The organism is Rhodosalinus sp., from assembly GCF_041685465.1.
Taxonomy (GTDB): Bacteria; Pseudomonadota; Alphaproteobacteria; order Rhodobacterales; family Rhodobacteraceae; genus Rhodosalinus.
Map to the genome: position 1 here is coordinate 1 of NZ_JAWLFS010000121.1, position 9,148 is coordinate 9,148.

12 protein-coding genes are annotated in these 9,148 nt (G+C 70.7%); 8 read left to right on the forward strand and 4 right to left on the reverse strand.

Going from position 1 to position 9,148, the window contains the following annotated elements; all coding sequences use genetic code 11:
* The first annotated feature begins 3 nt into the window (after nucleotides 1–3).
* Entirely contained in the window at nucleotides 4–600 is a 597-nt protein-coding gene (locus ACESL7_RS09410; protein ID WP_372893075.1) for a nucleotidyltransferase family protein, read from the forward strand.
* A 3-nt stretch (nucleotides 601–603) separates the two neighbouring features.
* Here ACESL7_RS09410 and grxD read toward each other — a convergent pair whose 3' ends face one another.
* The 4 genes from grxD to ACESL7_RS09430 all read right to left on the reverse strand — a co-directional run bounded on the left by grxD (nucleotide 604) and on the right by ACESL7_RS09430 (nucleotide 2,605).
* Nucleotides 604–966, reverse strand: coding sequence for a Grx4 family monothiol glutaredoxin (gene grxD / locus ACESL7_RS09415; RefSeq protein ID WP_372893076.1), 363 nt, complete (start codon nucleotides 964–966; stop codon nucleotides 604–606).
* Nucleotides 967–1,233: 267 nt separating this feature from the next.
* Entirely contained in the window at nucleotides 1,234–1,476 is a 243-nt protein-coding gene (locus tag ACESL7_RS09420) for a BolA/IbaG family iron-sulfur metabolism protein (RefSeq protein ID WP_372893066.1), read from the reverse strand.
* A gap of 83 nt (nucleotides 1,477–1,559) precedes the next feature.
* A complete protein-coding gene (locus tag ACESL7_RS09425) occupies nucleotides 1,560–2,030 on the reverse strand; it encodes a disulfide bond formation protein B (protein WP_372893067.1) in 471 nt (156 codons plus the stop codon).
* A complete protein-coding gene (locus tag ACESL7_RS09430; protein ID WP_372893068.1) occupies nucleotides 2,027–2,605 on the reverse strand; it encodes a YqaA family protein in 579 nt (192 codons plus the stop codon). Before ACESL7_RS09430 ends, ACESL7_RS09425 begins: the two co-directional genes overlap by 4 nt.
* A 231-nt stretch (nucleotides 2,606–2,836) precedes the next feature.
* On the opposite strand from ACESL7_RS09430, the gene ACESL7_RS09435 reads away from it, so the two are divergent.
* The 7 genes from ACESL7_RS09435 (at nucleotide 2,837) to ACESL7_RS09465 (ending at nucleotide 8,939) form a co-directional block, all read left to right on the forward strand.
* Complete coding sequence (locus tag ACESL7_RS09435; RefSeq protein WP_372893069.1) at nucleotides 2,837–3,835, forward strand: ABC transporter ATP-binding protein; 999 nt, start codon at nucleotides 2,837–2,839, stop codon at nucleotides 3,833–3,835.
* Between the two features lie 40 nt (nucleotides 3,836–3,875).
* Nucleotides 3,876–5,147 carry an ABC transporter substrate-binding protein gene (locus tag ACESL7_RS09440; protein WP_372893070.1) on the forward strand — a complete coding sequence of 424 codons (1,272 nt, stop codon included), beginning with the start codon at nucleotides 3,876–3,878 and terminating at the stop codon, nucleotides 5,145–5,147.
* A 113-nt stretch (nucleotides 5,148–5,260) separates the two neighbouring features.
* The gene (locus ACESL7_RS09445; RefSeq protein ID WP_372893077.1) at nucleotides 5,261–6,094 is read left to right on the forward strand and encodes an ABC transporter permease; all 834 of its coding nucleotides are present in this window, start codon (nucleotides 5,261–5,263) and stop codon (nucleotides 6,092–6,094) included.
* A gap of 1 nt (nucleotide 6,095) precedes the next feature.
* A complete protein-coding gene (locus ACESL7_RS09450) occupies nucleotides 6,096–6,971 on the forward strand; it encodes an ABC transporter permease (protein ID WP_372893071.1) in 876 nt (291 codons plus the stop codon).
* On the forward strand, nucleotides 6,971–7,678 hold the full coding sequence (locus ACESL7_RS09455) for an aspartate/glutamate racemase family protein (protein WP_372893072.1): 708 nt from the start codon (nucleotides 6,971–6,973) through the stop codon (nucleotides 7,676–7,678). Before ACESL7_RS09450 ends, ACESL7_RS09455 begins: the two co-directional genes overlap by 1 nt.
* Nucleotides 7,679–7,695: 17 nt before the next feature.
* Nucleotides 7,696–8,511, forward strand: a complete 816-nt coding sequence (locus ACESL7_RS09460; protein ID WP_372893073.1) for a GNAT family N-acetyltransferase — start codon at nucleotides 7,696–7,698, stop codon at nucleotides 8,509–8,511.
* Between the two features lie 11 nt (nucleotides 8,512–8,522).
* Entirely contained in the window at nucleotides 8,523–8,939 is a 417-nt protein-coding gene (locus ACESL7_RS09465; protein WP_372893074.1) for a nuclear transport factor 2 family protein, read from the forward strand.
* Nucleotides 8,940–9,148 lie beyond the last annotated feature (209 nt).

Genomic DNA, 9,148 nt, shown 5'->3' on the forward strand with positions numbered 1-9,148 from the left:
GCGGTGGAGGAAATCGGCATCCTGATCCCGGCGGCGGGGGCGTCGTCCCGCATGGGAGGGCGCGACAAGCTCCTCGAGCCTGTCGGGGGGTTTGCACTGCTTTCGCTCGTCGCGGCGCGGGCCCGGGAAGCCACGCGCTGCGTCTGCGTGGCGCTCCCCGGGACGCAGGGGCCGCGGCACGCCGCGATCGAGGGGCTCGATGTGGAATGGGTACAGGTGCCGGGCCCATCCGAAGGGATGGCGGCCAGCCTGCGCGCCGCGCTGCCGGCAATGCCGACCCGCCTGGCGGGTGTGATGATCCTGCCTGCCGACATGCCCGAGATCGACACCCCCGACCTGCGCGCGCTGATCGATGCGTTCCGGGATGCGCCCGGCCTCTGGCAGGCGACCGCCGAGGACGGGACACCGGGCCACCCGGTGATCTTTCCGGCCGATCTTCTGGTCGAACTCGGGGGCGTCACCGGCGACCGCGGCGGGCGCGATGTCGTCGCGCGCCACGCCGACCGGCTGCAGCGGCTCGCCCTGCCGGGCCGGCGTGCGGTCACCGATCTCGACACGCCGGAGGACTGGGCGCGGTGGCGCGCCGGGGGCCGCGCCTGAGGTTCAGGCGTTGGCTTCGCGGATCTTCTCGGCGGCCTGCTTGTCGTAGGTCACGCCCTTCTGGTCGAAGAGCTGGTCGAGCTCGCCCGAGAGCGTCATCTCGGTGATGATGTCACATCCGCCGACGAACTCGCCCTTGACGTAAAGCTGCGGAATGGTGGGCCAGTCGGAGTAGTCCTTGATGCCCTGCCGGATATCCTCGTCGGAGAGGACGTTCACGTCGGTGAACTCCACGCCCATGTAGTTGAGCACGCCGGCCACCCGGCTGGAGAAGCCGCATTGCGGCATCGACCGCGTGCCCTTCATGTAGAGCACCACGTCGTTGGCGTTCACCGTGTCTTCGATCTGGGTCCTGGCGTCGCTCATGGTCGCCTCTTGCCTTTCCTCGTGCTCGGGCCCCTCGCCCGGTTCCCTGTCGTGCGCATCCGCCCGCTCTACGGGTGGTGCGCTCTCATCGCTCTCGTCCGGCGGCGCCTCGTAGCTCGGCGCCTCGGTGTCGAAGGTGAAGGCCTCGCGCGGATCCTCCGGCTCCTCCAGCTCGCGGCGCCGGCGCCACTCGTGTCCGCCGGCAAGCAGGAAGATCAGGGTGAAGACCGCGACGATCGCCCATGGCAGATAGTCCAGCAAATGCCCTCACGCCGGCGGCTTCGTCGTCAGGGCGAGCGCGTGCAGCTCCCCCTCGGAGCCGGCCATCTTTTCCTTCAACGCGGCATAGACGGCCCGCTGCTGCTGTACGCGGTTCTGTCCGCGAAAGCTCTCGTCGATGACCTCGGCAGCATAGTGATTCCCGTCGCCGGCGAGATCCGTGATGGTGACCTTCGCCTCGGGAAAGGCTGCGCGGATCAGCGCCTCGATCTCCTGTGCCTGCATGGGCATCCGTGGGCCGCCTCTTCTGTCTCTGTCGGTGCGGAAAACCTAATCTCGGGCCGCAAGGCGTGCAAGGGACCCCGCCGGCCAGGTCAGTCCCGCCAGGCGCGGAGCGCGGCGGCGATCCAGATCGCCACGAGCGCGAAGGACAGCACCGCGTTCCATTCCGCCATGCTGAGCCCCGCGAAGGCCCAGGCCACCTCGTCGCAGGCCACGACCGGCGCCTCCATGATCTGCGCCGTGAGCTCCTCGACCGAGAGATCGCCGACGTCGCCCCCGCCCGAGCAGGTCGCCGGTCCCTCCCACCAGCCACGCTCCACACCGGCGTGATAGACGCCGATGCCGCCCGTGGCCGCCGCCGCCGCCGCGCCGAAGAGCGGCAGCAGCGCGCCCGGCACCGCGAGGGCGAGCCCGCCGACGAGAACCGCTGCGGCATGCGGCCAGCGTTGCCAGAGACAGAGCGCGCAGGGCGGAAGCCCGCCCAGGTACTGGAAGCCGAAAGCCATCGCCAGCAGCAGCGCCGAGCCCGCCGCCGCGATCAGGATCAGCCGGTTGCGCGTCATATCACCCTCACCACGGCGAAGCCCCCGACCAGGAGCGCGACAAAGAGAACGAACATCAGGCCGAGCCGGCGCTCGATGAAGTCCCGGATCGGTGCGCCGTAAACCCGCAGGAGCGCCGCCACCAGGAAGAACCGGAGCCCCCGCGCGAGCACCGAGGTCACGAGGAAGGTGCCCATCGAGAGCCCCGTCCAGCCCGACATGATGGTGATGACCTTGTAGGGAAAGGGAGTCACGCCCGCGGCGAGCACGGCCCAGAAGCCGACGCCGTTGAAGGTCTCGTTGAAGGCGGCCATCGCGTCCTCCTTGCCGAGCGCCTCCAGCACCGGCCGCCCGAGCGAATCGTAGGCGAAGGCCCCGATCGCGTATCCGGCGAGCCCGCCGAGGACGGAGGCCACCAGCGCGACCCCCGCGATGGCCCAGGCCCGGTGCGGCGCGGCGAGGATCATCGGGATCATCAGCACGTCGGGCGGAATCGGGAAGATGGAGCTCTCAGCGAACGAGACCGCGGCGAGCACCCAGAGCGCCCGCCGATGCTCGGCCATCGAGAGCGTCCAGTCGTAGAGCGCCCGTATCATCCTGTCCGCACCTTGCCCCGCCCGGGTCAGACCACGCCCCTCGGCCCCGGTCAAGGCGCGACCTCGGACCGCGACCCGCAACGTGGCGCGTTTGCGGGCAACGACGCCTCGGGCGCGATCAATTCCTGTGCAATGGAGGAAGTCGCGCGCAAATCCGGCCCCGAGCCGGACGTATCGCTTGAGCCTGCCCCGCGCCGACAGCACCCCCTTCCGGGCGAACAGGAGCGACCCATGATCGAAGCCAGGGAGGTGGAGCTCGTCGCTGCCACCAAACGATACGACGGCGCACTGGCCGTCGACGCCATAAGCCTCAAGGTCCGTGCCGGCAGTTATTGCTGCCTTCTCGGGCCGTCGGGATGCGGCAAGACCTCGACGCTGCGCATGATCGCCGGCCACGAGAGCGTCACCGACGGCGACATCCTGATCGGCGGCACGGCGGTCACCGAGGACCCGCCCGCCCGGCGCGGCACGGCGATGATGTTCCAGAACTACGCCCTCTTCCCGCATCTGAGCGTGGCCGAGAACGTCGCCTTTTCGCTGCGGATGAAGGGCGTGGGCCGCGAGGCGCGGCTGATGCGGGCGGGGGAGCTGCTCGACCTCGTCTCGATGACCGATTTCGCCGACCGCAAGCCCAACCAGCTTTCGGGCGGCCAGCAGCAGCGCGTCGCGCTCGCCCGCGCGTTGATGAACGAACCCTCGGTCCTCCTGCTCGACGAGCCGCTCTCGGCGCTCGACCCGTTTCTGCGCGTGCGCATGCGCTCGGAGCTGCGGCGTATCCAGCGCGAGCTCGGCATCACCTTCATCCATGTCACCCACAGCCAGGAGGAAGCGATGGCGCTCGCCGACATGGTGGTGGTGATGAACGACGGGCGCATCGCGCAGGCCGGCCCCCCGCGCGAGGTCTACAACGCACCGCGCACGCCCTTCGTCGCGCGCTTCATCGGCGGTCACAACATCCTCGACGAGGGTGGGCGCACCATCACGCTGCGCGCCGACGCGCTCGCCCTCGCGCCGGCCGACGCCGGGGCCGAGGCCAACCGCCGCGCCACCGTGCGCGAGATCGAGTACCGCGGCCCCGACGTGCGCGTCGGGCTCGAGACCGACCGCGGCGAGAGCCTGAGCGCGGTGCTCGCCGAACGCGCCTTCTTCGAACGCCCGCTGGAACCCGGCGCTGCCGTCGCCGTGGGCTGGCGGCCCGACGCGGTGCACGAGCTCACGCCCGACGGCTGAGCGCGACCCCGCCAAAGACCCGACCAACAGGAGAGAGACAATGACCCGACCGACAGGACGATCCGGCCCCACCCGCCGCGCCGTGCTCAAGGGGGGCGCCGCGATGGCCGGCGCTGCCGCCTTCCCCGCGCCCTTCGTGCACGCGCAGGACCCGGTGACGCTGCGCTATCTCTCGACGGCGGTGAACCAGTCGCCCGCCATCGCCGAGAAGGCCTCGGAAGAGCTCGGCATCAACATCGAGTATATCGCGGTGAACACCGACGAGGTGGCGCGCCGGGTGATCACGCAGCCGAACTCCTTCGACCTGGTGGACACCGAGTATTTCGCGCTGCCGAACCTCGTGCCCTCGGGCAACATGAAGGGGATGGACGCCAAGCGCATCGACCGCATCGGCGACCTGGCGAGCGTCATCGCCTCGGGCACCGTCGAGGGCGAGGCCGTGGGCTGGGACGGAACGGCGCCGCACGAGGTGCTCTACCTCGGAGATCAGACGGCGACCTCCTTCGCCGGCGAGCCCACCGACTGGATCACGCTGATCCCGACGACCTACAACGCCGACACCCTCGGCATCCGGCCCGACCTCATCGACAAGGACATCACCTCCTGGGCCTCGCTGCTCGACCCGGACTTCGCGGGCAAGTCGGCGATCCTGAACATCCCCTCCATCGGCATCATGGACGCCGCCATGGCGCTCGAGGCGCGCGGCGACATTTCCTATGGCGACAAGGGGAACATGACCCGCGAGGAGATCGACTTCACCATCGAGAAGCTGATCGAGGCCAAGCGCGACGGGCAGTTCCGCGCCTTCTGGTCGAACTTCCAGGAAAGCGTGAACCTGATGGCCTCGGGCGAGGTGGTGATCCAGTCGATGTGGTCGCCCGCCGTGACGGCGGTGCGCACGCAGGGCATTCCCTGCATCTACCAGCCGCTCGACGAGGGCTACCGCGCCTGGGCCTCGGGCTTCGGCCTGCCGCGCACGATCGACGGGCGCAAGGAGGACGCGGCCTACGAGTTCATCAACTGGTTCCTCTCGGGCTGGGCCGGCGCACATCTGTCGAAGCAGGGCTACTACCCGGCCGTGCTGGAGACCGCGAAGGAGTACATGGAGCCCTACGAGTGGGCCTACTGGTACGAGGGCGAAGCCGCCGAGGAGGACATCTATGCCCCCGACGGGCGCCTTCTCGAAGAGGCCGGCGCGGTGCGCGACGGCGGCTCCTACGCGGAGCGCATGGGCTCGGTCGCCTGCTGGAACGCGGTCATGGACGAGAACGAGTACATGGTCCGCAAGTGGAACGAGTTCATCGCGGCGTGAGCGACACGGCCGACACCATCGCGGAGACCCGGGGCAACCGGGTCTCCGCCCGCGCCCGGCGCGCCTCGCGGCGCGAGGGACACGGCGCGGCGCCCTACCTGCAGGCGGCGCCGATGGCGCTCGTCTTCCTGGTGTTCTTCCTGCTGCCGCTGGCGGCGACGATCGTCGTCAGCTTCTGGCAGTACACCCAGTACTCGATCGAGCCCGCGTTCACCGCGCAGAACTACGGCGAGGTGTTCGGCGGCTGTCTCGCGCGGCTCCCCGATCTCTGCACGACCTTCGAAACCTACCTCTCGACGCTGAAATTCGGCGTGATCGTCTGGGCCTGCACCCTGACGCTCGGCTTCACGGTCGCCTATTTCCTCGCCTTCCACGTGCGCTCGCTGAAGGTTCAGGTGATCTTCTTCCTGCTCTGCACGATCCCCTTCTGGACCTCGATCGTCATCCGGATGATCTCGTGGATTCCGCTCCTCGGGCGGAACGGGCTGGTCAACCAGGCGCTGATCTCGATGGGCGTGACCGACACCCCGCTGGAGTGGCTGCTCTACTCGGACTTCGCCGTGGTGCTTGCGCTCACCCATCTCTACACGCTCTTCATGGTGGTGCCGATCTTCAACTCGCTGATGCGCATCGACCGCTCCCTGATCGAGGCGGCGCGCGATGCGGGCGCGAGCGACCTGCAGACGCTGACCGCCGTCATCATTCCGCTGGCCCGGCCCGGCATCCTGATCGGCTCGATCTTCGTGCTGACCGTCGTGCTGGGCGACTTCCTGACGATTGGCATCATGGGCGGCCAGCAGATCGCGAGCGTGGGCAAGATCATCCAGACGCAGATGCAGTTCCTGCAGTTCCCGCTCGCCGCGGCGAACGCGGTGATCCTGCTCGTCGCCGTCCTCGCCGGCGTCTGGGCGCTGCTGAAACTCGTCGACATCCGCAAGGAGCTCTGACGTGAGAGAGACCCGCCCCCGCTCCTTCTACGTGCTCGCGAGCGTCTTCGCCCTGTTCCTGCTCTTTCTCTACGGGCCGATGATGGCGATCCTCGTGCTCTCCTTCCAGGGGCCGGAAGGCGGGCTCGTCTTTCCGATGAACGGCGTCTCGTTCCACTGGTTCGAGAAGCTCCGCGAGGGCGGCGGTCAGGTCGAGATCGGCCCCGCGCTGCGGCGCTCCTTCCGCCTCGCGCTCCTGGTTATGGTGCTCACGGTCACCTTCTCGGTGCTCGCCGGGCTCGCCTTCCGGCGCGGCTTCCGCGGTGCGACGCTGCTTCTCTACGTCGCCATCGCGAGCCTGATCGTGCCCTCCATCGTCGTCTCCCTCGGCATCGCGCTGGAGTTCCGGCTCATCGACGACGCGATCAAGAGCCTCGGCATGGCCTGGGGGATCGAGTGGATCCAGCGCGATTTCGTCTCGGCGCTCGGGCCCTTCACCTCCGGGCTCGGCGCGCATCTGACATGGACGCTGCCCTTCGGTCTCCTGATCATGTTCGCGGTCTTCAACCGGTTCGACCCCGCCTACGAGGAGGCCGCGCGCGACCTCGGCGCGACGCCGTGGCAGACCTTTCGCCACGTGACGCTGCCGATGATCGCGCCCTTCCTGATCGGCGTCGCCGTCTTCGGCTTCACGCTGAGCTGGGACGAGCTTGCCCGCTCGAGCCAGGTGATGGGGGCCGACAACACCCTGCCGATGCAGCTCGCTGCCAAGACGACGACGGTGACCGACCCGGAGATCTACGCCCTCGGCACGGCGACCACGGCGAGCTCGATCCTGCTGGTCCTCGTGGCCTTCACGATCGCCACGCTCCTTCAGCGCCGGAGGCAACGCGGCTGATGCACATCCACGTCGTCAACCCGAACGCGAGCGCCGCGATGACCGAGGGTATCGCCCGCGCGGCCGAGGCCGCGGCGCCCGCGGGCGCGCGCGTCACCACCACCGGCGCGGCCGGCGGGCCGCTCTCGATCGAGGGGCCGGTCGACGGCGCGCGTGCCGTGCCCTGGATGCTGGAGCGCATCGAGGAGGCCGAGGGCCGGGGCGCGGACGCCCACGTGATCGCCTGTTTCGACGACACGGGGCTCGAGGCCGCGCGCTGCCTCGCCCGCGCGCCGGTCGTCGGCATCGGCGAGGCGGCGGCCCATTGCGCGACCCTGGTGGCCGACCGTTTCGCCGTGGTCACCTCGGTGCCCGAGGCGCTGCCGGTGCTGCGCGGCAACCTCGCGCGCTATGGGCTCGCCGCGCGCTGCGCGGGGCTCAGGGCCGCGGGCGTGCCGGTGCTCGACATCGACACTGGTACGCCAGAGGCGCTCGCCGCCATCCGGCGCGAGACCGCCGCCGCGCTGAACGACGACGGCGCGGACGCCATCCTGCTCGGCTGCGCGGGCATGGCCACGCTCGCCGCCGACCTCTCCGAGGAATTCGCCTGCCCCGTGGTCGAGGGGATCTCCGCCGGCCTCGCGCTGGCCGGCGCGCTCGTGGGCACCGGCCTGCGCACATCGAAACGCGGGGCCTACGCCCCGCCACGGGCGAAGGCCGCGCCGTGACGCCCGCGATCCGCCCCATGACCGCGGCCGACCTGGCCCAGGTTCTCGCCTGGGCCGAGGCGGAGGGCTGGAACCCGGGCGTCGCCGATGCCGCGGCCTTTCGTGCGGCCGACCCGGACGGTTTCCTGATCGCGGAGGTGGCCGGGGAGCCCGCCGCGAGCCTTTCCATCGTGCGCTTCGGCGACGCGACCGCCTTTCTCGGGCTCTACATCTGTCCCCCGGAGCACCGCGGGCGGGGTGTCGGCTACGCGCTCTGGCAGGCGGGGATGGCCCGCCTCGCGCCGCGCACCACCGGGCTCGACGGCGTTCCGGCGCAGCAGGCGAACTACGCGCGATCGGGCTTCGCGCTCGCGCATCGGAACCTGCGGTTCTCCGGCGTCGTCACGCCGGAGGGGCCGGATATGACCCTGCCGCTCGCCTCCGCCCAGCTCGGCGCCGCGCATGCGCTCGACCGGGCGGTGACGGGCTTCGACCGGGCGGCCTTCTTCGCCGACTGGCTGACGGGCGATCCCTCGCGGCAGGCCCGCGTGCTCCTGCGCGATGGCGCGCTCGCCGGGCTCGGCGTGCTGCGCGCCTGCGCGCAGGGCTACAAGGTCGGGCCGCTCTTCGCCGCGGACCGGGCCGCGGCCGAGGCCCTGCTCGACGGGCTCGCCGCGCGCACGGGCGGCGCGCGGCTCAGCCTCGACGTGCCCGAACCCAACGTCGCCGCCATCGCCCTCGCCGAGGCGCGCGGCCTCGTCCCGGAATTCGAGACGGCGCGCATGTGGCGCGGGCCGCCGCCCGCGCAGGACATCGGGCGCACCTTCGGCGTCACCACCTTCGAACTCGGCTGAAAGGCAGCGCCATGGCCGACCGGGTCACCGAAGCGCGGGACGTCGTGGCCGCCTATCTGGCCGCGTCGATGGCCGGCGACGCGGAAGAAGCGCGCCGTTATCTGGCGCCCGACTGCGTGATCGTCTTCACAGGGGGGCGCGTGATGAACGACCCCGCGGAGCCGCCCGCCTTCAACGCGCGCCGCTACGCCCGGGTGCAGAAGCGCCCGCTGCGCACGGATGCCGTCGCGGACGCAGCGACGGGCTGCGTCCACGTCTGGACGACCGGTCATCTTCATGGCGCCTGGCCCGACGGCACGCCCTTCGACGGCAACCGCTACGTCGATTTCTTCGCAGTGCGCGACGGGCTGATCCGGCGCACGGAGGTCTGGAACGACAGCGCCGAGATCCTGCTTCACCGCGCCGGCCTCGCGGAAACGCCGCTCTGAGCCGGCCGGCCGTCGCGTCGGGACGAGGGTCCAGTGCCCCGCGACCGAGGATGCGAGGGTGCCATCCGCGCCCGCCCCACAGCCGATGTCGCAGGCCCGCGCACCAGGCCCGCGCACGGGGCCGCGCGCGGCGCCCCCGGCGCCCGGCAGGCTCACGCCGCGTCCGGCCCCCGCCGGTCCCGCGGCAGCGTAACCGTCGCGCGAAGCCC

Coding starts and splice junctions, on each gene's coding strand:
- grxD (WP_372893076.1), bottom strand. CDS start 966: ATGAGCGACGCCAGGACCCAGATCGAAGACACGGTGAACGCCAACGAC.
- ACESL7_RS09420 (WP_372893066.1), bottom strand. CDS start 1,476: ATGCCCATGCAGGCACAGGAGATCGAGGCGCTGATCCGCGCAGCCTTT.
- ACESL7_RS09425 (WP_372893067.1), bottom strand. CDS start 2,030: ATGACGCGCAACCGGCTGATCCTGATCGCGGCGGCGGGCTCGGCGCTG.
- ACESL7_RS09430 (WP_372893068.1), bottom strand. CDS start 2,605: ATGATACGGGCGCTCTACGACTGGACGCTCTCGATGGCCGAGCATCGG.
- ACESL7_RS09435 (WP_372893069.1), top strand. CDS start 2,837: ATGATCGAAGCCAGGGAGGTGGAGCTCGTCGCTGCCACCAAACGATAC.
- ACESL7_RS09440 (WP_372893070.1), top strand. CDS start 3,876: ATGACCCGACCGACAGGACGATCCGGCCCCACCCGCCGCGCCGTGCTC.
- ACESL7_RS09445 (WP_372893077.1), top strand. CDS start 5,261: ATGGCGCTCGTCTTCCTGGTGTTCTTCCTGCTGCCGCTGGCGGCGACG.
- ACESL7_RS09455 (WP_372893072.1), top strand. CDS start 6,971: ATGCACATCCACGTCGTCAACCCGAACGCGAGCGCCGCGATGACCGAG.
- ACESL7_RS09460 (WP_372893073.1), top strand. CDS start 7,696: ATGACCGCGGCCGACCTGGCCCAGGTTCTCGCCTGGGCCGAGGCGGAG.
- ACESL7_RS09465 (WP_372893074.1), top strand. CDS start 8,523: ATGGCCGACCGGGTCACCGAAGCGCGGGACGTCGTGGCCGCCTATCTG.